The sequence below is a fragment of the Bosea sp. 29B genome, from assembly GCF_902506165.1.
Classification (GTDB): domain Bacteria; phylum Pseudomonadota; class Alphaproteobacteria; order Rhizobiales; family Beijerinckiaceae; genus Allobosea.
Genome location: NZ_LR733817.1, coordinates 5,754,175 through 5,776,499, shown reverse-complemented (window position 1 = coordinate 5,776,499; position 22,325 = coordinate 5,754,175). Strand labels below are relative to the sequence as shown.

At 66.8% G+C, this 22,325-nt stretch carries 26 protein-coding genes and 1 tRNA gene; 12 read left to right on the top strand and 15 right to left on the bottom strand.

Annotated features, from left to right (window positions below):
- Nucleotides 1-199: 199 nt before the first annotated feature.
- A complete protein-coding gene (locus tag GV161_RS27995) occupies nt 200-1,192 on the bottom strand; it encodes a GH25 family lysozyme (RefSeq protein WP_152013722.1) in 993 nt (330 codons plus the stop codon).
- 104 nt (nt 1,193-1,296) lie between these two features.
- Between GV161_RS27995 and GV161_RS27990 the strand changes: the two genes are divergently transcribed.
- Both GV161_RS27990 and GV161_RS27985 read left to right on the top strand, forming a co-directional pair.
- A complete protein-coding gene (locus GV161_RS27990) occupies nt 1,297-2,013 on the top strand; it encodes a CDP-alcohol phosphatidyltransferase family protein (protein WP_152013723.1) in 717 nt (238 codons plus the stop codon).
- A gap of 93 nt (nt 2,014-2,106) precedes the next feature.
- The gene (locus GV161_RS27985; RefSeq protein ID WP_152013724.1) at nt 2,107-2,922 is read left to right on the top strand and encodes a methyltransferase domain-containing protein; all 816 of its coding nucleotides are present in this window, start codon (nt 2,107-2,109) and stop codon (nt 2,920-2,922) included.
- A 43-nt stretch (nt 2,923-2,965) separates the two neighbouring features.
- Here the strand turns inward: GV161_RS27985 and GV161_RS27980 are convergent, their stop codons facing one another.
- From GV161_RS27980 to GV161_RS27970, 3 genes are all read right to left on the bottom strand, one after another.
- A complete protein-coding gene (locus tag GV161_RS27980) occupies nt 2,966-3,904 on the bottom strand; it encodes a glycoside hydrolase family 25 protein (protein ID WP_244623983.1) in 939 nt (312 codons plus the stop codon).
- Between the two features lie 86 nt (nt 3,905-3,990).
- Nucleotides 3,991-5,397, bottom strand: coding sequence for a magnesium transporter (mgtE, locus tag GV161_RS27975; RefSeq protein WP_152013726.1), 1,407 nt, complete (start codon nt 5,395-5,397; stop codon nt 3,991-3,993).
- Nucleotides 5,398-5,578: 181 nt separating this feature from the next.
- Nucleotides 5,579-5,663: transfer RNA gene (locus GV161_RS27970), tRNA-Leu, on the bottom strand.
- 237 nt (nt 5,664-5,900) lie between these two features.
- Between GV161_RS27970 and GV161_RS27965 the strand changes: the two genes are divergently transcribed.
- Nucleotides 5,901-6,755: a hydratase gene (locus tag GV161_RS27965; RefSeq protein WP_152013727.1), complete on the top strand. Its 855-nt coding sequence runs from the start codon at nt 5,901-5,903 to the stop codon at nt 6,753-6,755.
- A 7-nt stretch (nt 6,756-6,762) separates the two neighbouring features.
- On the opposite strand, the gene GV161_RS27960 is transcribed toward GV161_RS27965, so the two are convergent.
- Complete coding sequence (locus GV161_RS27960) at nt 6,763-7,032, bottom strand: FliM/FliN family flagellar motor switch protein (RefSeq protein ID WP_092159516.1); 270 nt, start codon at nt 7,030-7,032, stop codon at nt 6,763-6,765.
- Nucleotides 7,033-7,164: 132 nt separating this feature from the next.
- On the opposite strand from GV161_RS27960, the gene lipB reads away from it, so the two are divergent.
- The gene (gene lipB, locus GV161_RS27955) at nt 7,165-7,872 is read left to right on the top strand and encodes a lipoyl(octanoyl) transferase LipB (protein ID WP_152013728.1); all 708 of its coding nucleotides are present in this window, start codon (nt 7,165-7,167) and stop codon (nt 7,870-7,872) included.
- A gap of 61 nt (nt 7,873-7,933) precedes the next feature.
- Nucleotides 7,934-8,137: a hypothetical protein gene (locus GV161_RS27950; protein ID WP_159740916.1), complete on the top strand. Its 204-nt coding sequence runs from the start codon at nt 7,934-7,936 to the stop codon at nt 8,135-8,137.
- Nucleotides 8,138-8,167: 30 nt separating this feature from the next.
- Here GV161_RS27950 and GV161_RS27945 read toward each other — a convergent pair whose 3' ends face one another.
- The 3 genes from GV161_RS27945 to GV161_RS27935 are packed head-to-tail and all read right to left on the bottom strand — an operon-like array spanning nt 8,168 to nt 9,709.
- Entirely contained in the window at nt 8,168-8,776 is a 609-nt protein-coding gene (locus GV161_RS27945; protein ID WP_152013730.1) for a DNA-3-methyladenine glycosylase I, read from the bottom strand.
- Nucleotides 8,777-8,794: 18 nt separating this feature from the next.
- Entirely contained in the window at nt 8,795-9,082 is a 288-nt protein-coding gene (locus GV161_RS27940) for a YciI family protein (protein WP_152013790.1), read from the bottom strand.
- 42 nt (nt 9,083-9,124) lie between these two features.
- The gene (locus GV161_RS27935; RefSeq protein ID WP_152013791.1) at nt 9,125-9,709 is read right to left on the bottom strand and encodes a TetR/AcrR family transcriptional regulator; all 585 of its coding nucleotides are present in this window, start codon (nt 9,707-9,709) and stop codon (nt 9,125-9,127) included.
- 236 nt (nt 9,710-9,945) lie between these two features.
- Between GV161_RS27935 and GV161_RS27930 the strand changes: the two genes are divergently transcribed.
- Nucleotides 9,946-11,544, top strand: coding sequence for a carboxyl transferase domain-containing protein (locus tag GV161_RS27930; protein WP_244623993.1), 1,599 nt, complete (start codon nt 9,946-9,948; stop codon nt 11,542-11,544).
- A gap of 128 nt (nt 11,545-11,672) precedes the next feature.
- Here GV161_RS27930 and GV161_RS27925 read toward each other — a convergent pair whose 3' ends face one another.
- The 3 genes from GV161_RS27925 to GV161_RS27915 form a co-directional block, all read right to left on the bottom strand.
- Nucleotides 11,673-12,806, bottom strand: coding sequence for an iron-containing alcohol dehydrogenase (locus GV161_RS27925; RefSeq protein WP_152013732.1), 1,134 nt, complete (start codon nt 12,804-12,806; stop codon nt 11,673-11,675).
- 117 nt (nt 12,807-12,923) lie between these two features.
- Nucleotides 12,924-13,475 carry a hypothetical protein gene (locus GV161_RS27920; RefSeq protein ID WP_152013733.1) on the bottom strand — a complete coding sequence of 184 codons (552 nt, stop codon included), beginning with the start codon at nt 13,473-13,475 and terminating at the stop codon, nt 12,924-12,926.
- Between the two features lie 12 nt (nt 13,476-13,487).
- Nucleotides 13,488-14,396: a DMT family transporter gene (locus GV161_RS27915; protein WP_244623984.1), complete on the bottom strand. Its 909-nt coding sequence runs from the start codon at nt 14,394-14,396 to the stop codon at nt 13,488-13,490.
- 161 nt (nt 14,397-14,557) lie between these two features.
- Between GV161_RS27915 and GV161_RS27910 the strand changes: the two genes are divergently transcribed.
- From GV161_RS27910 to GV161_RS27895, 4 genes are all read left to right on the top strand, one after another.
- A complete protein-coding gene (locus GV161_RS27910; protein WP_152013735.1) occupies nt 14,558-14,866 on the top strand; it encodes a metalloregulator ArsR/SmtB family transcription factor in 309 nt (102 codons plus the stop codon).
- A gap of 11 nt (nt 14,867-14,877) precedes the next feature.
- Nucleotides 14,878-15,420, top strand: a complete 543-nt coding sequence (locus GV161_RS27905; RefSeq protein WP_152013736.1) for an SRPBCC family protein — start codon at nt 14,878-14,880, stop codon at nt 15,418-15,420.
- Between the two features lie 117 nt (nt 15,421-15,537).
- On the top strand, nt 15,538-16,494 hold the full coding sequence (gene msrP, locus GV161_RS27900; RefSeq protein ID WP_152013737.1) for a protein-methionine-sulfoxide reductase catalytic subunit MsrP: 957 nt from the start codon (nt 15,538-15,540) through the stop codon (nt 16,492-16,494).
- A gap of 120 nt (nt 16,495-16,614) precedes the next feature.
- Nucleotides 16,615-17,178, top strand: coding sequence for a methylated-DNA--[protein]-cysteine S-methyltransferase (locus GV161_RS27895; protein WP_152013738.1), 564 nt, complete (start codon nt 16,615-16,617; stop codon nt 17,176-17,178).
- Nucleotides 17,179-17,236: 58 nt separating this feature from the next.
- Here the strand turns inward: GV161_RS27895 and GV161_RS27890 are convergent, their stop codons facing one another.
- Both GV161_RS27890 and GV161_RS27885 read right to left on the bottom strand, forming a co-directional pair.
- Nucleotides 17,237-18,202, bottom strand: coding sequence for a tripartite tricarboxylate transporter substrate binding protein (locus tag GV161_RS27890; protein WP_152013739.1), 966 nt, complete (start codon nt 18,200-18,202; stop codon nt 17,237-17,239).
- A 140-nt stretch (nt 18,203-18,342) separates the two neighbouring features.
- Nucleotides 18,343-19,242, bottom strand: coding sequence for a DMT family transporter (locus GV161_RS27885; RefSeq protein WP_152013740.1), 900 nt, complete (start codon nt 19,240-19,242; stop codon nt 18,343-18,345).
- Nucleotides 19,243-19,466: 224 nt separating this feature from the next.
- Between GV161_RS27885 and GV161_RS27880 the strand changes: the two genes are divergently transcribed.
- Nucleotides 19,467-19,877, top strand: coding sequence for a GNAT family N-acetyltransferase (locus GV161_RS27880; RefSeq protein ID WP_201303058.1), 411 nt, complete (start codon nt 19,467-19,469; stop codon nt 19,875-19,877).
- Nucleotides 19,878-19,907: 30 nt separating this feature from the next.
- On the opposite strand, the gene GV161_RS27875 is transcribed toward GV161_RS27880, so the two are convergent.
- Nucleotides 19,908-20,360 carry an Lrp/AsnC family transcriptional regulator gene (locus GV161_RS27875; protein ID WP_152013742.1) on the bottom strand — a complete coding sequence of 151 codons (453 nt, stop codon included), beginning with the start codon at nt 20,358-20,360 and terminating at the stop codon, nt 19,908-19,910.
- 113 nt (nt 20,361-20,473) lie between these two features.
- Here GV161_RS27875 and GV161_RS27870 point away from each other — a divergent pair, with 113 nt between their 5' ends.
- Nucleotides 20,474-21,433 (top strand): nucleoside recognition domain-containing protein, encoded by a 960-nt coding sequence (locus GV161_RS27870; protein ID WP_152013743.1) that lies wholly within the window; start codon nt 20,474-20,476, stop codon nt 21,431-21,433.
- Here GV161_RS27870 and GV161_RS27865 read toward each other — a convergent pair.
- Nucleotides 21,430-22,317 carry a LysR family transcriptional regulator gene (locus GV161_RS27865; RefSeq protein ID WP_152013744.1) on the bottom strand — a complete coding sequence of 296 codons (888 nt, stop codon included), beginning with the start codon at nt 22,315-22,317 and terminating at the stop codon, nt 21,430-21,432. The two genes, GV161_RS27870 and GV161_RS27865, sit on opposite strands and share 4 nt — an antisense overlap.
- Between the last annotated feature and the right edge of the window lie 8 nt (nt 22,318-22,325).

Sequence of the window (22,325 nt, the reverse complement as noted above, 5' to 3'; positions counted from 1 at the left end):
TGCTGCTCATGGCGACGTTCCCGCAACTCCCGTTGAGATGCGCGGAAACTGAGCGGTGTTGCCGACAGTCTGATGACGATCGAGCGTATTGTCGCGATTGCGCAAGGTCACCGCGCAAGCTGCGGAAGCTTAGTATTACGACTTTAGTCTAATAAATGGCGTACTGGAGAGCGTTTCCTTGCGGCTCAGCTCCGTTTCGTCAGTCCTCGTCGCGGTTTGCCAGCGACCCTGTCGTAGCGACGTCGCGGGAGGCGTTGCGCGGAATCTTGCCGGGCGGCAGGAATTTCAGCGGTGTGCCGCCGGCCGCCTTCGGCGTCCTCAGGCCGGCCGGCGTGGCGGGGGGCTTGGGCGTGGTCGCGACCTTGGGCTCGCCACCGCGCCATTTGCGCGCGCCGATGTCGTAGCGCCCGTCGCGCCAGGCAGCGAATTCATGCTCGCTGCCGAAAAAGGCGTTGCGGTCGACGTCGCCGCCGATGCCGGGGACGCGGCCGGTGGTGGTGAACTGCCAGAACTCCCACTGCTTGCGCTCATAGCGATGATGCAGCGGGGCGGCTGTCGAGCGCAGCCAATAGGGATGGTCGTTGAACTCACCTTCCAGCACGTCTTCGTGGAAGGTGATGTCGGTATAGATGATCGGCTTCTTGCCGGTGTGCTCCTGCAGCCCTTTCAGCATCTCGCGGATCTTGGCGAGTGCCTTCTCGCGCGGAATCTTCTTGCCGCATCTGGCGGATTCGCCGTTCCACTCGACGTCGAGGACCGGGGGCAGGGCGTCGGGATCGCGCGGGATGTGGCGCTTGAACCAGCGGATCTGGTCCTTGGCGGGCCGGCACCAATAGACGAAGTGATAGGCGCCACGTGGCACGCCGGCTTTCTTGGCCTCGGCCCAGTTCTTCCTGAACATCGGGTCGAGATGATCGCCGCCCTCGGTCGCCTTGATGAAGGCGAAGCGCGTGCCGGCATCCTTGACCTTCTGCCAGTCGATATCGTCCTGCCAGCGCGAGACGTCGATGCCCTGGATGACGCGGCGTCGCGCATCGCGCACGCCGGCATGGGGGTCGGAATCGCTTTTCTTGGGATAGAGCGCGAGCGCCGGCTCGGCGCCGAACAGGCCGAGCAAGGCGCAGATCGCCAGCTGGCCGGCAGATTTCGCCATGCGCCGCGCTTCTGGTCTGGTCTCAGCGCGGGGCGCCATGCTTGTCTCCTCTTCGCAGAAAAGGATAGGCGAGGGGCGGGTTAAGAGGTGGTTAGCATTCGAGCGACCGGCTTCAGGCTTGGTTAACCGGCGGGAGGCTGGCGATGGACGATTCCGGCGGCGATGATCCCGGCAAGGGCGGTCGGGCCCTGGCCTATGGCGTCCATGTGCTGACGGCGTTCGGCGCTGCGCTCGGCTTCCTGGCACTGCAGGCCGTGTTCACCGGCGACCTGACCCAGGCTTTCATCTGGCTCGGCGTGGCGCTGGTGGTCGATGCGGTTGACGGGCCGCTGGCGCGGCGTTTCTCCGTCAAGAGCCGGGCGAAACGCTATGACGGGGCGCTGCTCGACCTCGTCGTCGATTTCGTCACCTATGTCTTCGTGCCGGCGGCGATGTTGCTGCGGCCGGAGGTGATGGCTGCACCCTATGGGGTGATCGCGGGCCTCGCCGTGACGCTGGCGAGCGCGCTCTATTTCGCCGACACCGGCATGAAGACCGACGACTGGTGGTTCCGCGGCTTCCCGGCGGTGTGGAACATCGTCGTGTTCTACATCGTCGCCTTCGCGCCGCCGGCCTGGCTGGTGCTGGCGGTCATCCTGATCGCCACCGTGCTGATGTTCCTGCCGGTCGTGTTCGTGCACCCGGTGCGCGTGCGGCGCTGGCGCGGGCTGACGCTGACGATGCTGACGGTATGGGGCATCGCCGCTGCGGCGACGCTGTGGCAGGGGATGGCGCCGGATATCTGGAGCAAGGCCGGGCTCGGGCTGGCGGCCTGCTATTTCGTCGGGCTCGGTCTGGCGCGGGCCAGGATGTCGCGCTGAACTGGCGTCCGGCCGAAACCCGATTTGCGTTGGCCTTGAAAGGCCATTCCGTTAGGGTAGCCTTCGTCCCCTCGTCCGGAAGGAGTGAGCCGGATGACGCGCTCTGCCTTCAGCGATTTCGAACACAAGGCTTGGGAAGCGGTGGTCGAGGATTACGACGCCGCCTTCAGCCGCCTGACCCAGCAAGTCATCCCGGCGATGCTCGATGCGCTGGAGCTTGCCCCCGGCCAGCGCCTGCTCGATGTCGCCTGCGGCACCGGCTACCTCGCCGCCGCGGCTGCGGCGCGCGAAGCGATCGCGGAAGGCGTCGACTTCTCGGTTCCGATGGTCATGAGGGCTCGCTCGCTCCATCCCGGCATCGATTTCCAGGAAGGGGACGCGTTGACCCTCGAAGAGTATGCCGATGGCAGCTTCGATGCCGTCGGCATGAATTTCGGCATCCTGCATTTCGACGAACCCGAGCGCGCCTTGCGGGCCATGCACCGGGTGCTGCGCTCCGGCGGCCGGCTGGCCTTCACCGCCTGGGGGCTGCCGGAGATGGTGGCCGGCTTCGCGATCCCGATGGCGGCGATCCAGCGATCTGGCAATCCGAATGTCGGGCTTCCACCCGGGCCGCCCTTCTTCCATTTCAGCGATGCGGCGAATTGCGAGGATGCTCTGAAGCGCTGCGGCTTTCGGGATATGCGATCGGCGATCGTGCCGCAGCACTGGGCTTTCCCGTCTCCCGGCGACTATTTCGAGGCCCTGCTGCATGGGACAGCGCGCACGGGCGGTGCCCTCAAGCGGCAGAGCCCGGCGGAGTTGGCGGCCGTCCGCGCAGATATCGAGAGATCGGTCGCCCCGTTCATGTCGGGGGGCGAGCTTCACCTGCCGATGCCGGCGCATCTGGTCTGTGCGACGAAGGCCTAGGCGGCTCAGAAATTTCAGAAGGGCAGGGACGACCCTGCTCGCCTCATTCGGAATCCGGCGCGGGCTCTTCGCTCTCCACCACCTCGCCGAGCGGCGCCGGCTGGAAGGAGGCGGCTGCGACCGTCCGGCTCGCGCCGGGCATCGCCGCAACGGGCGTATGTTCCGGGCCGGGGCTCGGTTGCGGCGGCACCTTGCGCTCGCGGATCCAGGTGCGGGTGCCGATGTCGAAGCGGCCCTCGCGCCAGCCGGCGAACTCGCCCTCATTGCCGTAGAAGGCGTTGCGGTCGACATCGCCCTTGATGCCGGGGACGCGGCCGGTGGTGGTGAACTGCCAGAAGGCCCAGGGCCGGTTCTCGTAGCGCGCCTCGGGTTTGGCCGCGGTCGAGCGGATCCAGTAGGGATAATCGTTGAACTCGCCTTCCAGAATGTCCTTATGGAAGGTGATGTCGGTGTAGATCACCGGCTTCTTACCGGTGAGCTGCTCGAGTTCGGTCAGCATCAGCCGGATTTTCTCCAGCGCCAACGAGCGCTCGACCTTCTTCGGACAGGTCTTGGAGTGGCCGTTCCATTCGAGGTCGAGCACCGGCGGCAGCGCGTCGGGATCATTCGGGATCTGCTGCTTGAACCAGACCGCCTGCTCATGGGCCGGGCGGCACCAGTAGACGAAGTGATAGGCGCCGCGCGGCACGCCGGCCCGGCGCGCGGCTTCCCAGTTCCGCTGGAAGGCCGGGTCGACATGGTCGCCGCCCTCGGTCGCCTTGATGTAGACGAAGCGGGTGCCGGCCGCCTTGACCGAGGCCCAATCGATCTCGCCCTGCCAGCGCGAAATGTCGATGCCCTGGATCGGATAGCGCCTCGCAGCCTCGACGCCGGGATGCGGGCGCGCATCGCCCTTGGCCGGATAGTTGTCCAAACCGACGCAGCCGCCCAAAGCCGTCAGGGCGGCGAGCAGCGCGAAGGGGGCCAGGGAAAAGGATTTCATGCGGCGGGCGATCATTTCTCGGACAATTGCGGAGAAAACTTGACGCCCGGTTTACGTTACCGGTTTTTTCGAGGCTGTCAGTCCGATCAGGACAGGCGCAGCAGCATCGTCGCGATGCCGAGGAAGGAGAAGAAGCCGACCACGTCGGTGATGGTGGTGACGAAGGTGCCGGACGAGATCGCGGGATCGATGCCGGCCTTGTCGAGGACCAGCGGCACGGCCACACCGGCAAGGGCGGCGATGATCAAGGTCGCGACCATCGCAAGGCCGATGACGACGCCGAGTGTGGGATTGCCGAACCAGAAGCCGGCGACCAGCGCGGTGATCAGCGCGAAGGCGACGCCGTTAAGTACGCCGACGATCATCTCACGCCGGAAGAAGCGGGCCATGTTCCAGCCGCCGAGCTCGCCGGTGCCGAGGGCCCGGACCGCGACCGTCATCGTCTGGGTCGCGGCATTGCCGCCCTGGCTGGCGACGATCGGTGCGAGCACGGCGAGCGCGACGAGCTTGCCGAGCTGCTCCTCGAACAGCGCCATGACGGAGGCGCTGAGAAAGGCTGCGATCAGGCTGATGAAGCGCCAGCGAAAGCGGCCGAGCGCGACCTGGCGCACCGAATCGGAAATCTCTTCTTCCGCGTCGACGCCGGCGAGCTGCTTGACGTCGTCGTCGCCGGCTTCCTCGATCACGTCGACGATGTCGTCGATGGTCATGACGCCAACGAGCCGGCCGGCCGCGTCGATCACGGGGGCCGCGACGAGGTTGTAGCGCTGGAACATCCGCGCCACGTCCTCGACGTCGTCGGTCGCCTGCACGACGCGGCGGTCGTCCTCGATGAGATCGACGACACTGACCGGGCGCTTTGTCCGCAGCAATTGGTCGAGCCTGACCGTGCCGACGAAATGGTGGCTGGGATCGGCGACGAAGATCTCGAAGAAGCGCTCGGGCAGGTCTTCGGTCTCGCGCAGGAAGTCGATGGTGTGGCCGACCGTCCAGAATGGCGGCACCGCGATCACCTCGGGCTGCATGCGCCGGCCGGCCGAGCCTTCGGGGTAATCGAGGCCCTGCTGCAGCACCGTGCGCTCGGCCGGCGTCAGCTTGTCGAGGATCTCGCGCTTGTCGGCCTCGTCGAGGTCTTCGAGAATGTAGACCGCATCGTCGGTGTCGAGATCGCGCACACCCTCGGCGACGGTCTCCGGCGAGAGCTCCTCGAGAATCTCCTCGCGAACGGCGTCGTCGACCTCGGTCAGGGCGGCGAAGTCGAAATCGCCGCCGAGCAGCGAGATCAGCTTGGGCCGCTCCTCCTGGTCGAGCGCCTCGATCAGGTCGCCGAGATCGGCCTCATGGAGTTCCGCGACGAGCCCGCGCAAGGCGGTGACGTCGGAGAGCAGCACGGCCTGCGAGACCTGCTCGACGAAGCCGGCGTCGATTGCGCCATCTTCGTCGCGGACCTTGCGCTCCAGCGTCTCGTCCGGAGCGGGCTCGGCTTCCACCATGGGTCGCTCCGCGATTCGAGGGCTGGAGAATTCGGGGGCAGGGGATTCGCGCCTGAACGCGTCAGCGCCCTTGTGTCAGCGCCTCCGCCTGATGGCAACGCGCCGCAGCGGGATTCGATGCATCCGCAACGAAAAACGGCGACCCTTGCGGATCGCCGTTTCGCGGACCTTCGTCCTAAACTGGTGCGGTCAAGAGGACTCGAACCTCCACGGGTCTCCCCGCTACCACCTCAAGGTAGTGCGTCTACCAATTCCGCCATGACCGCAGCGGCTCCTGGAGGGCGCCGCGCTGTGGCGGTGAACTCCGGAGCGGCGCGGGTCTAGCAAAAGCCGTGAGCCGGGACAAGCCCTGTTCGGACAGTCTTGTTGACGAAGTTCGTCCGGCCGGAGATCGTCAAGGCACAACGCTGCCGCCCGCGCGCTCCATGGCGCAGCCGGCTCAGCGATAATCGCCGCCAGTCTGTGCTCCCGCGCCGGCCATGAGCGGATACGGGAGGACGTCGATGCGCGCATGTTCCATTGCCTTGGCCCTGAACGCCTGCCTCATGGCGAGCGCAGCGCAGGCCGCCTGTCCCGACGCAGCCGCGATCAGCGGCTTTGTCACCGATTGGGAGGCGAAGCGACCGGCCAAGGCCTTGCCCGTGGCGAATCTCGACGATGCGGCCTGCGCGCGCGGCAAGCTCGTCGCCGAGCTTCAGGGCAAGCTCGGCAAGGTCGTCGGCTACAAGGCCGGACTCACCGCCAAGGCGGTGCAGGAGCGCTTCAAGGCCGATGGACCGGTCAGCGGCGTGCTGTTCGACAAGATGATTCTGAACGACGGGGCGAGGTTGCCCGCGGCCTATGGCGCTCGCCCGGTCTGGGAGGCTGACATGTTGCTCGTCGTCAAGGACGAGGGAATCAACACCGCCAAGACGCCTGAGGAAGCGCTGCGTCATATCTCCGGGATGCGCCCCTTCATCGAATTGCCGGACCTGGCGCTGGCGCCGAGCGAGACGCTCGACGGCACGCAGCTGCTGGCGATCAATGTCGCTGCTCGCTTCGGCGTCGCCGGCGCCGAGGTGCCGCTCAAGGCCGATGCCGCGACGGTGGCACTGCTCGCCGAGAACAAGATCGTCGCGACCGATGGCAGCGGGGCGGTGCTGGCCGAGGGGACCGGCGCCGCGACGCTCGGCAACCCGCTGAATTCGGTGGTCTGGCTGGTGCAGGACCTGGCCAAGAGCGGCCGCAAGCTCGCCGCCGGCGACCTGATCAGCGTCGGCTCGTTCTCGCCGCTGACGCCGCCGAAGCCGGGCCAGCAGATCACCGTCCGCTATGAGGGATTCGCGGGGACGCCGAAGGTCAGCGTCCAGTTCGAGTGAGTATCGCTCAGGCCGCGTCGGCGACGGTTTCGAGCGTGTAGACGGTCGGGCGCATCAGCATCTCGGTGATCTCGACAGAGATGCGGGTGCCGGCGACGACGACATGGCCCTTGGCGAAGGGATGGTTGTTGGCGAGAATCTGGACTTCGTCGTTCTCGGTCGCGTTGAGCTCGATGATCGCGCCGCGGCCCATGCGCAGCAGCTTGTAGATTGGCATCTGCGCCGAGCCGAGCACCACCGTGAGCTCTACCGCGACATTGTCGAGATCGGCCTTCAAAACCTGCCTCCGCAGACTTACCTGAAAACAATTCCACGAACTTGCCAGCGACGCGGAAACCGGCGCATGAGCAGCGGTGAAGCGATCGGGCACCGCACCGGTTTCCAAGAGTTGAACAAACTAGGTTAAGCCATAGTGAAGACGCGCGGGGCGCTGTCGGTCTCGTTCCTGCCGGAGGCGGGTTCGGAGCCGGTCGAATGGGTGATCGCCGACGAGCCGGTCGGCTATGAAGCGGCCGTTGCCGAGATGGAGGCCCGCGCCGCCCTGATCGCCGACGGCAAGGCGCGCGAGCGTGTCTGGCTGGTCGAGCACCCCGCGCTCTACACAGCCGGCACCTCGGCCAGGGATCAGGACCTGCTGACGCCAGAGCGTTTTCCCGTGCACCGCACCGGGCGCGGCGGGCAGTTCACCTATCACGGCCCCGGCCAGCGCGTGGCTTACGTGATGCTCGACCTGAAGCGGCGCGAGCCCGATCTGCGCCGCTTCGTCTCGGCGCTGGAAGCCTGGCTGATCGGCACGCTCGCCGCCTTCAACATCCGCGGCGAGCGGCGCGAGGAGCGCGTCGGCGTCTGGGTGCGCCGGCCTGAGAAGGGGGAGGGCGCCGAGGACAAGATCGCTGCGCTCGGCATCCGTGTCCGGCGCTGGGTTTCGTTCCATGGCATCTCGCTCAATGTCGAACCGGAGCTGGCGCATTTCGATGGCATCGTGCCCTGCGGCGTCTCCGACCAGGGCGTGACCTCGCTGGTCGATCTTGGCCTGCCGCTGACGATGCCCGAGGTCGACAGTGCGCTGCGGGCCGAGTTCGAGCGGATTTTCGGGCCTACAGTCGCCGTTCCCTGACGTTTACCTCGCGTTGACCATCCGCCGGGATGCTTGCCCCCGTGACGAAACGACGGGGACGATGACGATGAGGATCATCTTCGCGGGCTGCCTGGCGGCCCTGCTTGCAGCCTGCACCACCACCGAGGAACGCATCGCGGGCGCTGCCGCCGGCGCGGGAACCGGTGCGATCATCGGCGGGCCGATCGGCGCCGTCGCGGGCGGCGCAGTCGGCGCCTTCGCAGCTCCGACCGTGACCGGTTCGGTCAAGCGGATGCGCGAGTAGAGTCGAGGCGGCCGGCGGGTCGGCTGTCGATCACGCCGGCTTTCGAAAGGCCATCCGGGAGCGTTCGATCTCGGCCCGGATGACGCAGCCTTCGATATGGTCGTTGATCAGTCCCATCGCCTGCATGAAGGCATAGACGGTGGTGGGGCCGACGAAGCGCCAGCCGCGCTTTTTCAGTTCCTTCGACAGGGCGATCGAGGCGGCCGAGGTCGAGGCGGTCTGCGGTGCTGCGACCGCGTCGGCGGTCGGTTCATAACGCCAGATGAATGCCGCCAGAGACCCGCACTCGGCGACGATCGCCTGGGCCTGCCGAGCATTGTTGATCACGGCTTCGATTTTGCCGCGATGGCGTACGATCCCTTCATCGGTGAGGAGGCGGGCGACGTCCTGCCCGGTAAAGCCCGCGATGCGGTTGAAATCGAAGCCGGCAAAAGCCCGGCGAAAGTTCTCGCGCTTGGCGAGAATGGTCCGCCAGCTCAGCCCGGACTGAAAGGCTTCCAGCGACAGCTTCTCGAAGAGGCGACGGTCGTCACCGACCGGATGTCCCCATTCCCTGTCGTGATAGGCGAGGAATTCGGGCGCCGCCGCGCACCAGCGGCAACGCGGCCTGCCGTCCGGGCCTGGAATCGTCGTGCTCATCGTTGAACTCCTGCGGGGTCAGCCGAGCAGGAAGGCCAGGCGCTCGTCGGCCTTGCCGGGCGTGATCGAGAAGATTTCGGCCGTAACGACCTGTTCGCTGACGAAAGGGTCGTCATTCACGCGGGCCTGAAGCTCGGACAGCGTCGTGGCATGCGCCATGATCGCGCCGCCGAGCTTCGGCTGCAGGCTGCCGGCCAGCAGGAAGACGCCGTCGGCGAAGCCGCGCTTCAACCAGGCATTGTGGCCGTCCATCAGTTCGGCCGCCCGGCCGACATTCTGCGAAAACCTGAGCAGGACAATGAACATCACGGTCGTCTCTCCTGGAATGGGTGGCGGGGACCGATCGGGTCAGGTCGGCGACGGAGCGAGGCGCTGCGCAGCCAGCCAGGCATGCATCTGCGTGACTTCCCGGCGGATGAAGGCTTCGTCGCGAAAGGCGCTGGCGAGCGTGGCGACGCCTTGGCTGCGGGCCAGCAGTTCCATGGCGAGCGCGTCCGCTGCTTCCGGAGCGTGACCGAGGCGGGTGAATTCACGGCGGAGCCAGTCCCGGAACAGCGTGAAGATGTCGCCGGCCCGGGGCAAGGCGAGATGGTCGAGCTTCGCCAGCTCGTTGCAGAGCGTGCCGACCGGACAGCCATAGGCCATGATCTTCGCCCGGTTGGCGATCAGCATGTCGATGAAGCTGCGGATGCGGGCGGCGGGATCGTCATTGCCTTCTGCCCAGGCGGCGAGCATGGCGGCGGTGTTGGCCAGGCGCAATTCGATGACCGCGTCGAGAATCTCGTCCTTGCTCTTGAAATGATAATAGAAATTGCCGCGCGAAATGCCGACGGGGCCGGCGATGTCGGCGAAGGAAGTGTGGTCGAAGCCGTTCTCGTAGAAGAGCCGGTCAGACGTCTCGACGATGAGGTCACGGGTCGTCTTCTCGGTCAGCACACCTACACCCCTATGCCGGTACGCCGCTCTGGTGAGATTCTAGGGCGATTGTCCTAATCAGGATTAGGACAAGTGTCCGACACGGTCAAGCTCAGTCGCGGCGTGCGGTTCGGCTTTGCGCACGGCGCATCTGCGCGCCGTCGCCTGTTTGCCTTTTGGGCGCGGCGGGCCATAACCGAGCGAGGACGGGAGCCGGAACGGGCTCTATCGCAAGGGAGCGCGCCGTGGCGGTCATCGAGAGCAAGGTCGATCTCAACTCGGCCGAGGCGCGCACCAATGTCGCGGCCTGGAGCACGCTGCGCGATCAGCTGCTGGAACGGCGCGCCACCGCTGCGCTCGGCGGCAATGCCCGCTCGCGCGAACGCCATACCTCGCGCGGAAAATTACTGCCCAGGGAACGCGTGCTGCGCCTGCTCGATCCCGGCTCGGCCTTCCTCGAGATCGGCTCGCTCGCCGCCTATGACATGTACGACAAGGACGTGCATGGCGCCGGCATGATCGCCGGCATCGGCCGGGTCGCCGGGCGCGAGGTGATGGTCGTCTGCAACGACGCCACCATCAAGGGCGGCACCTATTACCCGATGACGGTGAAGAAGCATCTGCGCGCCCAGGAGATCGCGCGCGAGAACAAGCTGCCCTGCATCTATCTGGTCGATTCGGGCGGTGCGAACCTGCCGCACCAGACGGAGGTTTTTCCCGATCGCGAGCATTTCGGCCGGATCTTCTACAATCAGGCGACGCTGTCCGGCCTCGGCATTCCGCAGGTCGCGGTGGTGATGGGCTCCTGCACCGCGGGCGGCGCCTATGTCCCGGCGATGTCGGACGAGACTGTCATCGTCAGGAATCAGGGCACTATTTTTCTGGGCGGCCCGCCGCTGGTGAAGGCTGCGACCGGCGAAGTCGTCTCGGCCGAGGATCTCGGCGGTGCCGACGTGCATGCCCGGCTTTCGGGCGTCGCCGACCATTATGCCGGCGACGACACCCATGCGCTCGCGATCGCGCGTCGCATCGCCAGCAACTTCAACAGCGTCAAGCGGCCCGATATCGATCTCGCCGAGACGGTCGAGCCGCTCTACGGCGCCGACGAGCTCGAGGCCGTCGTGCCGACCGATCTCAAGAAGCAATATGACGCCCGCGAGATCATCGCCCGGCTGGTCGACGGCTCGCAGCTCGACGAGTTCAAGCCGCTCTACGGCTCGACCCTGGTGACGGGCTTCGCCCGCATCCACGGCATCCCGGTCGGCATCATCGCCAACAATGGCATCCTGTTCTCGGAGAGTGCGCTCAAGGGCGCGCATTTCATCGAGCTCTGCTGCCAGCGTCGCATCCCGCTGCTGTTCCTGCAGAACATCACCGGCTTCATGGTCGGGCGCGAGGCCGAGACGCGCGGCATCGCCAAGGACGGCGCCAAGCTGGTGACGGCGGTCGCCTCGGCCCGGGTGCCGAAGATCACCGTGCTGGTCGGCGGTTCGTTCGGCGCCGGCAATTACGGCATGTGTGGGCGCGCCTACTCGCCGCGCTTCCTGTTCGCCTGGCCGAATTCGAAGGTCTCGGTGATGGGCGCCGAGCAGGCGGCGAGCGTGCTTGCGACCGTGCGCGGCGACAATCTCGAAGCTGAGGGCAAGCCGTGGACGGCTGAGGACGCCGAAGCCTTCAAGGCGCCGATCCGCGACAAGATCGAATCCGAAGGCTCGCCCTATTACGCCACCGCCCGGCTCTGGGACGACGGCATCATCCTGCCTTCCGAAACCCGCCGGGTGCTGGCATTGGCCTTCTCCGCCTGTCTCAACGCCGAGGTGCCGGAGACGCGCTTCGGCGTGTTCCGGATGTGATCCCGAGGCGTCATGCTCGGGCTTGACCCGAGCATCTCAGGCCGGACGAGACTCCAATAGCGCCTTCTCGTCCAGAGATTCTCGGGTCTGCGCTTCGCTTCGCCCGAGAATGACGGCAGGAGCGCCGCTTACCCGAACGACGCCTCCAGCATCGCGAGATAATCCGCCGCGGTGGCCTGCTGCGGATTGGTCGCGCTCGAATGGTCCTGCGTCGCAGCCTCGGCGATGGTCGGCAGCACCTCGCGCGGCACGCCCATCTGCGACAGCGAACCCGGCAGGCCGAGGCGCTGCGTCAGCCCGGCGACCCAGGCAGCGAGGTCGGCGTCGGCGGCCAGGCCGAGGACGCGGCGAATCTCCGCATATTTTGCGCCGGAGGCCTGCTCGTTGAAGCGCAGCACGGCCGGCAGCAGCACGGCGTTGAGCGTGCCGTGATGCAGCGAGACCTGCTTCAGGCCGCCGAGCGGGTGCGAGAGGGCATGGACGGCGCCGAGCCCCTTCTGGAAGGTGAGGCCGCCCTGCAGGGCCGCCATCAGCATCTCCTTGCGCGCTTCGCGGTCTGAGCCGTCCTTCGTCGCGCGCTCGATATGGAGGGCGGCGCGCTTCAAGCCGTCGAGGGCGATCGCCTCGGCGGGCGGATTCTCGCGCGGGCTCAAATAGGTCTCGATGCAATGGGTGAGCGCATCCATGCCGGTCGCGGCGGTCAGCATGGCCGGCAGGCCAAGCGTCAGTTCGGGGTCGCAGATGGCGAGCTTCGGAATCAGGTGCGGCGAGATGAAGCCGAGCTTGCGGCCGTCCTTCAGCGTGATCAGCGCGGCGCGGCCGACCTCGCTGCCGGTGCCGGCGGTCGTCGGCACCGCGATCACCGGCGCGACCCTGGCCGTCACCTTCGGGATGCCGCCGAGGATCGCGGCGTAGTTCTCGAGCGGGCCGTCATGGCCGGCGAGCAAGGCGACACCCTTGGCGAGGTCGATCGGCGAGCCGCCGCCCATGGCGACGAGGCCGTCGCAGTCATGCTCGCGATAGAGCGCGAGCGCGGCTTCGACCGCTTCCTCGGTCGGGTTGGTCGGGGTGTCGACGAAGAGCGGGGCATTGCCGAGCAACGGCGAGGCGGCGCGCAGGCGCTGGATCAGGTCGGTCGCCGCCAGGCCGCGATCGGCGACGATCAGCGGGCGCGCGATCTTCAGCTCGGTCAGGCCGGGCGCGATGGCCTTGAGCTCGCCGAAGCCGAACTGGACGGTGGTCAGATAGGTGATCGTCGCCATGAAGTCCTCCCGCCCGCTCAGTTTTCGGGCGGGCCTGCAATTTGTCGCCTGCCCGGCGCCATGGCGCCAGCCCCGGAGCCCCGACGCGGACGCAAGGCACCCCGGCGGCCAGCGGGATCAGGATGAAGCTTCGCCGGCGCCTTGCCGCTCGCGCCACCAGCGCAGGGCCAGCGGCCAGAGATGCCAGGCGACGCTGCCGAGCAGGGCGAAGCCGAACAAGAACGAGCGCCGCGCGCTGCTGGTCAGCGTCTCGGCGGTGTCGTCATAGGCGAGGAAGGTCTTGCCGCGAGACGTCGCCTCGTAGACGAGCTTATAGCCGGGATCGACGAGAAAGCGGACCTGCTGGCCAGGGTCGAGCCGGTCGATGCCGTCGACCCAGAGCCCGCGAGCCGGCCGGTAGAGCTGCTGGTAGTTGATCCGCGGGTCGTCGCTGATCACGACGAGCCATAGATCCTGCGTCCGGTAGGTCGCTGAGCCGCTGCGCCCCGTGCTGACGCGCATCAACGGCGTGCTGTAGCTCATCGGGCCGACATGGTCGGCGACCAGGAGGTCGCCGCGCGCCAGAGGCAGGGTGCGCCAGCCGGCGATGAGCAGCCAGAGGCCCAGAACGAGGGAGATCGCGGCGCCGAGCCAACTCCAGAAATCCGGTGGTTTCGCAGCCTCGGCCATCGCGTCTCCGGATCAGTTCTGCTCGATCGTAACACGCTCCTTGACGGTTTCAGAGGCGGAGCTGCTCGCGCGCCGCTCAAGCACCAGCAGAGCGAGGCCGGCAACGATGATCAAGGCGGAGCCGATCAACATGGCCGAGGTCGGCCAGTCGCCGAAGACGAGCCAGCCGAAGACCAGCGCCCAGACGATCAGCGTGTACTGATAGGGCACGACGACCGAGGCCTCGGCCAGCTTGAGCGAGCGCGTCACGCAGATATGCGCGACCATGGCGACGATGCCGAGCAGGCCGAGCAGGCCGAGATCGGCAAGGCTCGGCGTCACCCAGCCGAAAGGCAGCAGCAGGAGGCCCATCACCAGCGCGCCGAGCGTCTGCCAGAACACCAGGGTGACGTCGGGCGTGCCGCGCAATTGCCGGCCGGTGATCATCATCGCGGCGAAGGAGAAACTGCCAACGAGCGCGATGACGGCCGGCAGGGACAGGCTCTGCGCCGACGGGTTGAGCGTGATCACGACGCCGACGAAGCCAGCGGCGACCGCCAGCCAGCGGCCGCTATCGACGCGCTCGCCGAGTAGCAGCGCCGCCAGCACCACCGCCCAGATCGGCGCGGCCAGCCAGAAGGTCATCGTGTCGGCGAGCGGCAGATAGGAGACCGCCCAGTAGAACAGCGCGACCTCGCAGGAGCCGAGCGTGACGCGTAGCAGCTGCAGACCTGGTCGCTCCGGCCGCAGCGTGCGGCGGAGGCCCTGCTTCAGCACGAAGGGGATGATCGCCACCAGGGCGACGGATGAGCGCAGCAGCAGGACCTGGCCGACCGTATAGGTCGCGACCAGCCATTTCCCCATCACGTCGTTGACCGAGAACAGGAGAATGCCGAGCAGCATCATCAGGATGCCGGCGAGGGTGGCGTTTCGGGTGGGCATGGTCTCGTGGGAGGCGGCGGACGGGGCGCTCTTCATGACCTGTTGGCACAGGGGCGGCAAGCCGGCTCCACGCAATGGGCGGGCGCGGCGCGGGCAGGGCATGTTGCCTGCTCATATTATTTTCGTATTGACTTAATTAAGTGAACAACTAAATGAAGGGCATGGATCGTTTTACCGCCCTTGCCGACCCAACCCGCCGCCGCATCGTCGAGATGCTCGGCCGGCGCGCCATGGCGGCAGGTGAGATCACCGCGCAGTTCGGCATGAGCGCGCCGGCGATCTCGCAGCATCTCAAGGTGCTGAAGGAGGCCGGGCTGGTGAGCGTCGAAGTCAGCGGCCAGCGCCGGATCTACCGGCTCGATCCCGAAGGCCTTGATGCCTTCGAGGCCTGGGTCAAGCAGGTCCGCAGCTTCTGGAATGGCGGGCTCGACCGCCTGGAACGAGAACTCTCAAAACCCGACGACGACTGAGGAGAGATGTGATGAACGAGTATGGAGTTGTACTGGAGAGCGGCGCGGTCCGCTTCGAGCGGCTTCTGCCCGGCCCGCTAGAGCGGGTCTGGTCCTATCTCATCGATTCCGAGAAGCGCAGCGCCTGGCTGGCCGGCGGCGAGATCGAGCCGCGCGTCGGCGGCAAGGCAGACCTCCTGTTCAAGCATTCGCAGATCACCAGCGAGCCGCCGCCGGAGCGCTATCGCGAGATGAACGACAATGGCTGGCCGTCCAAGGGCATCGTGACGCGCTACGAGCCGATGACGGCGCTGGCGATGACCTGGCCGGGTGAGGGCGGCGCCAGCTCGGAGGCGGTCTTCGAGCTCAGCCCCGAGGGCGACAAGGTCAGGCTGGTGCTGACGCATCGCAAGCTCGCGAGCAAGGCCGAGATGATCGACGTCTCCGGCGGCTGGCACGCCCATCTCGGCATCCTGGAGGACAGGCTCGCCGGCAATCTGCCACGCGGCTTCTGGTCGCGGATCGAAGGGCTCGAGGCTGACTACGCCGAGCGCTACGCCGACCAGCCTGGTTGAAAGGGCGCTTTTCAGCCGCGGTTCTAACCGAGGGGGAGAGCTGCTCTCCCCCTCGTGACTTGGTGGGTTGGCGTCGGATCGACTAAACTTGCTCCGTTGCAACGGAGTATGTCCGTCATGTTGATCAAGCGTCGCGCCGGCTGGGAGGTGCCCGAAAGCCAGGCGACCCCGGAAGCCATTTTCCTCGATCGCCGGCAATGGCTCGCCGGCAGCGCCGGCGTGATCGTCGGTGCCGCCTTGCCGCAGATCGCCAACGCCCAGGGGGCCGATCCGACGCTCGACCTCTATCCGGCCAAGCGCAACGCGGCCTATGCGCTCGACCGGCCGGTGACCGATGAGGAATTGGCGGCGAACTACAACAACTTCTACGAGTTCGGGACGTCGAAGGAGGTGGCTGCTGCGTCGAAGCGGCTGGTCACGCGGCCCTGGACGATCACGATCGACGGGCTGGTCGAGAAGCCGTTCGAGATCGGCTTTGACGACCTGATCCGGAAGGTCACCCTGCAGGAGCGGCTTTATCGCTTCCGCTGCGTCGAGGCCTGGTCGATGGCGGTGCCGTGGACGGGCTTCCCGCTGAAAGAGCTCGTCGCGCTGGCCAAGCCGCTGTCGGGCGCGAAATACGTTCAGATGCAGACCTTCATGAACCCGAAGATGGCACCGGGGCAGTCGCAGCGCTGGTACCCCTGGCCCTATACCGAGGGGCTGACCATGGCCGAGGCGACGCACGACATGACGCTGATGGTCACCGGCATCTACGGCAAGCCGATCCCGACCCAGCACGGTGCGCCGCTGCGCCTGATCACGCCGTGGAAATACGGCTTCAAGTCGGTCAAATCGATCAGCAAGATCAGCTTCGTCGCCGAGCGGCCGAAGACCTTCTGGGAGGGCTTGCAGGCCTCCGAATACGGCTTCTGGGCCAATGTGAACCCGGAGGTCTCGCATCCGCGCTGGAGTCAGGCGAGCGAGCAGGTGCTGGGCACGCGCGACCGCAAGCCGACGCTGCTGTTCAACGGCTATGCCGAGCAGGTGGCCGATCTCTACAAGGGCCTGGAAAAGGAGCGGCTTTGGGCCTGAGCTGGGGCTCTTGCTTCCACCAGTGTCGTCTCTGGGGCCATGCACCGTCCGGACGACCGCTGACATCGGGTGGCAGGAATCGGGTGCCCTACGGCGCGCCGCTGCGCTAGCGTGGCAGGCATGACAAGCTTCTGCCTCTTCAACACTGCGATCGGCACCTGCGCCCTGGTCTGGCGGGGCGAGCGCATCCTCGCAGCGCAATTGCCGGAGCGGGACGAGGATGCCGCCCGGCGTCGGCTGGGACGGCGCTTTCCGGACAGCGTCGAGGCCGAGACGCCTGCGTTCGTACGGCAGGCGATCGACGATGTCGTCGCGCTGCTCGCCGGAGAGCAGCGCGACCTCGCGCATCTGCCGATCGATCTCTCGGCCACGCCGGAGTTCAACCGTCGCGTCTATGCAGTGGCGCTTTCGATCCCACCCGGCGAGACCTTGACCTATGGCGAGGTTGCGGCGCGGATCGGCGAGCCCGGCGCGGCGCGAGCCGTCGGCGTCGCGCTCGGCCAGAACCCGATCCCGATCATCGTGCCCTGCCATCGCGTGCTCGCCGCCGGCGGCAAGACCGGCGGCTTCTCGGCCGATGGCGGCGTCGAGACCAAGCTGAAGATCCTGACGATCGAGAAAGCGCGCACCAGCGCCGAGCCGTCTCTGTTCGGCGACCTGCCGCTCCAGGCGAGGCTGCGGTAGGGGACGGAGCCTGTGAAAAGGGGCCCGCTGCCTGGCAGCGGGTCCCATCTGGTAGAACTCAGTTCTTCGCCAGGCCGAGATCCTTGAGCACGCCACTGCCGCGCTCGCTGAAGGTCTTCACATAGTCCTGCAGTTGCGCCGGCGTGTCCCAGACCGGTGTGATGCCGCGATCGGCCATGCCCTTGCGGACATCCTCGCGCTTCATCGTGCGCTCGGCCGCCTCATAGAGGATCTTGCGGCGGTCGGCCGGCACGCCCTTCGGGGCGGCGATGGCGAACCAGTTCTGATAGGTCCAGTCGAGGCCGGCTTCCTTGGCGCTGGGCACGTCGGGGAAGTTCGGATGGCGCTCCTCCGTCATCATCAGGATAGTGCGCACGCGGCCGCCGTCGAGCATCGCCTTGGCTTCGATCGGCGAGCCGGTGAAGGCGGTGATGCCGCCGGCCGCGAGATCCTGCAGGGCCGGTGCGCCGCCATTGCTCGGTACCCAGCGGATCTGGTCGGCCGGCAGGCCGGCCGCCTTCATCAGCCCGCCCGAAGCGACGTGCCAGGAGCCGCCCGTGCCGGTGCCGGAGGAGGTGAAGGTGCCCTTCGGGTTCTCCTTCACCGCCTTGAGGAAGTCGGCGACGGTCTTGTAGGGCGCGTCGGCCTTGACCGTGACGCCGGCGGGAATGAGCGAGACGCGCGAGAACATGTCGACGCTGTCGACCGTCAGATCACCGAGGCCGAGCGTCTTGAAAAAGGAGAGCTCGGGGCTGACGCCGCCGATGGTGTAGCCGTCGGCCGCGCCGGTCGCGATCGCGGTGTGGCCGGTGACGCCGCCGCCGCCGGTGCGGTTGATGACGTTGACCGGCTGCTTCAGCTCGGCCTCCAGCCCGTTGGCGAAGATGCGCATCACGGCATCCATGCCGCCACCGGCCGCCCAGGGCACGATCAATTGCACTGGCCGGTCCGGAAAGGCGAAGGCAGGCGCCGCGCCGATGGCGAGCGCGCCCAGAGCCAAAGCGAGCGTGCGGAAAGCCTTCATTCCATTCCTCCCATGCTTGTCATTGCTTCTTGCATGCAAGGAGTAGAGCGCTCTTGTGTCAGCGACAAGAGTGTATGCGGAATTTTGTATGCAGGATATCGAGTGCGCCATTGCGGGCAGCTGCGGGGCGGCCTCGTTCTTCAAGGCGCGCGGCGCAGGGAAACCAGAAGGCCCGATGTGACCAGCATCACGCCGAGGGCGGCGGATAGGCTTGGCGCCTCATCTAGGAAGACGTAGCCCGCAATCGCGGTCAGGCCTGGGACGGCGGCCGTGAAGAGCGCAACCCTGGCGGCGCCCAGCAGGGAAACAGCCCGCGTGTAGACGAAGATCGAGACTGCACCGATCAGGACACCCTGAAACAGGCCTTGCACCAGGAGATCCTGCAGCGAGGCACGAAACAGCATCTTGCCCGGGAGGGCGGCGTAGACCGGCAGGAAGGCAAGCGCCGACACGACCGCGACGATCGCCGCGGCACGCGTCGCCGGGAGATCGAGTTCCTTTACGTAGAGCCCGTAGCCCGACCAGCACAGCGAGGCCGCCAGCAGGCATGCATCTCCCAGAAGCAGCCGCCAGGACGCATGCCCGAAGCCATCCCAGGCCATCGCGACGATGCCGAGGCCGATGACCACCAGCCCGGTGGTCTGTCGGCCTTGCGGCAGCCTGTTCGTGACGGCCCATAGCAGCATGGCGGTGGTCAGCGACAATGTGCCGTGCAACAGGACGGCACCGTGCGCTGCAGGCGCGAGCGCAAAGCCCGCATAGGCGAACAAGGCGAAGCCGAGCCCGCCCAAGGTCGACAACGCCAGGGCTTGCGCCGGCCGCGAGCCGCTGAACCCGTGCTTCAGCACGATCGGCAGCAATAGCAGCCCGCCGATGCCGAAGCGCAGCGCCGCTATGTCCGGAAGGGTCAGGGCGGTCGAAAGGCCGGCTCTCGACACGAGAACGAAGCCTGAGAACAAGAGCACGACACTGCATGCGTAAGTAATGGCTTGCACGTGGCCGGCTCCTAAGCGGGCTCGGTGCCCGGATCGGGCCAACATGCAGCACTGAAAGCGACGGGGACATTCACTAGCGGGTATACCTGCACTGGCGGCTATCCTTGGCTCTCAGTGGCCTCGGGAGCCGACCATGCGATCCCAGCAGGCTCCGGGCAGAAGGCCTGCGCAATGCCGGCCCCTCGACAGGACACTTGCCTTTCGAGATGCGCGGCGACCTCATCTACCTCGGCTGTGCGATTGCAAGGTGAGCGAAGACGATGGTTTCGGTGAGACGGCTCGTTCCGGCGGAGTGGCGCGAGGCCTTTCCGATCGTCGTGCAATTGCGGACCGCGCTCGACGAGGCGGAATTCCTGCACCGCGTGCGGCGGCAATCCTTCTCCGGCTACGAGCTGGTCGGTGCCTTCCGTGACGGCGCGCTGGTCGGCGTGCTCGGCATGCGCCCGGTCCACACGCTGGCGCGCGGGGCGCATCTGCATGTCGACGATCTCGTGGTGGACGAACGAGTCCGCAGCGGCGGTATCGGCCGGGCGCTGCTCGCCTTCGCCGAAGAGGATGCGCAGGCGCGAGGCCTTACCGCAGTGTTCCTCGACGCCAGGCGCGAGGCGATCCCGTTCTATGAGCGCGAGCGCTACGCCTTCCATCCCGCGCCATCGATGAAGAAACTGCTCGGCGGGTGACGGCCCCATAACCGACCGCTCGGCGTCTTCTCACAGCGGGAGCGCCGTCGTCTCCTTGGCGGTCTTGTTCACGACCATGGTGTAGTAGCGGGTCACATTGCTGCCTTCGCCGAAGAGCAGCTCGCACAGTGCCGTCACTTCGTCCATGCCGGCGACGCGCAGCATCAGGATCACATCGGTCTGGCCGGTGACGCCATAGGCCTGGACGACTGCCGGCTGGCGCGCCGCCAATTCGAGGAAGCGCCGCCGGTTCGGCTCATCATGTCGGGCGAGCTCGATGGCGATGATCACCTTGAGGCCCTTGCCGCTCTTGGCAGGATCGAGGATCGCAACGGTCCGCAGGATCAGGCCGGCGGCTTCGAGCCGCCTGATCCGCCGCAGGCAGCTCGACGGCGCCAACCCGACCTCGTCGGCCAGTTGCGCATTGGTCCGCGAGGCGTCGGCCTGGAGCAGGTTCAGCAGCTTTCTATCGATTCGATCCATCGCGACCTTCCCAGCGCTCACCATGCAATAAAATTGCACGAAGGCGACGATTTTGACCACCGCCGCGCAGCCATTGGCGCTAGCTTCCCGGCGTCAATCGAGGACCGCTACCGATGCCGCTCCAGAGTCAGTTCTACCGCAAGACACGGGAAACGCTGGCCGTTTACCGCGAGCTCGTGGTGATCATGGTGCCGATCGCGGTGGCGACGCAGGCGCTGGCGGAACTCGGCGTCATCAAGGCCGCATCTCCCTGGCTGGCGCCGGCCATGAAGCTATTCGGCCTGCCGCCCGAGCTGGCGCTGGCCTGGCTGACGGGCTTGCTGGTCGGGATGTGGGGCGGCGTCGTCGTGCTGTTCACGCTGATCCCGACGCTGGCGCTCAGCACCGCCGACATGACGGTGTTCTCGAGCCTGCTCCTGATGGCGCATGCCATTCCGGTCGAGCAGCGCATCGTCGCCAAGGCCGGGCCGAATTTCTGGGCGACCTCGATCATCCGCATTGCCGGCGCGATGGCCTTCGCCGCGCTGCTGCACCTGCTCTTTTCCGCAACCGGCTGGCTGTCGCAACCGATCGCGCCGGTCTGGCAGCCTGCGGCGGGCGAGGGCGGCTGGCTCGGCTTCGCCTATGGCACCGCCAAGACGCTGCTGGTGATGCTCGCGGTTCTGCTCGTCCTGTCCTGGGCGATGCAACTGCTCAGGGCCGCGGGCATCCTCGATGTGCTCTACAAGGGGCTGGCCCCGCTCTTCCGCCTGGTCGGCCTGCGCCAGGAGGCGTTGCCCTTCACCACCGTCGGCCTCTTGCTCGGCATCTCCTATGGCAGCGGGCTGATGCTGGCGGAGGTGCGGCGGCAGCCGATCGAACCACGCCAGATTGTCCTCGCCAGTGTCTTCATGGGCTTTGCCCACAGCCTGATCGAGGACACGCTGATCATGGTCGCTCTTGGCGCCGACATAGCCACCATCCTGCTGGGGCGATTGGTCTTCGCGATAGCGGCAACGGCGGCGATCGCCTTCGTCCTCGACAGGTTCTCGGACGCCCCCATCGCGCAGGGCGACTCCGCTAGCCGGCCCTAACCAAACTCGGCGACGATGAAGTCGACGAAGCTGCGCAGCTTCGGGGTCGGGCTGCGATCCGGCATGAAGACGATGTGCATCGGACGTGTCGGCCCCTCATAGCCCGGCAGGATCCGGACCAGGCGACCGTTGGCGATGTCCTCGCGCAGCAAATCCTCGGCCTGCAGGGTAATGCCGAAGCCTGAGAGCGCCGCCTGGCGCAGCGCCTGGCCGTTATTGGTCAGGAACTGGCTGCGCACGGTGACGCGCTCGATGCCGGACGGGCCGATGAACTCCCAGTCGAACAGAGGCGGGGCAGCCCAATAAGCGAAGCCCAGGCATTCGTGATCCGCGAGATCAGCCGGGACCTGCGGCGTGCCGCGTGCGGCGAGATAGGCCGGGGAGGCGCAGGCTATCAGCTGGTAGGGTCTCAGCGCGCGGGCGATCAGGCCGGAATCCTTCAGGGGCGAGATGCGGATCACCGCGTCATAGCCCTCCTCGGCGAGATCGACGACGCGGTCGGTGAGCGAGAGGTCGACGCTGACCTCGGGATAGCGCTGCATGTAGCGGATCAGGGCCGGAGTCAGGCTGTGGGCGCCGAAGCTGAGCGGGGCGTTGATCCGCAGCTTGCCGCGCGGCGTGGCGCGCAGGTTCTGCGCGATCGCGTCGGCGGCGTCCGCCTCGGCGAGAACGAGCTTGCAGCGCTCGTAATAGGCCGAGCCGATCTCTGTCAGGCTCTGGCGACGGGTCGTCCGGTGCAGCAGGCGTGCGCCGGTGCGTTCTTCGAGAAAGCGCAGGTGCTTGCCGACCATTTGCGAGGACAGGCCGAGGCTGATGCCGGCGGCGGTGAGCGTGCCTGCCTCCACCACCTTGACGAAGACCTGCATGCTGGTGAGGCGGTCCATCATTGCAC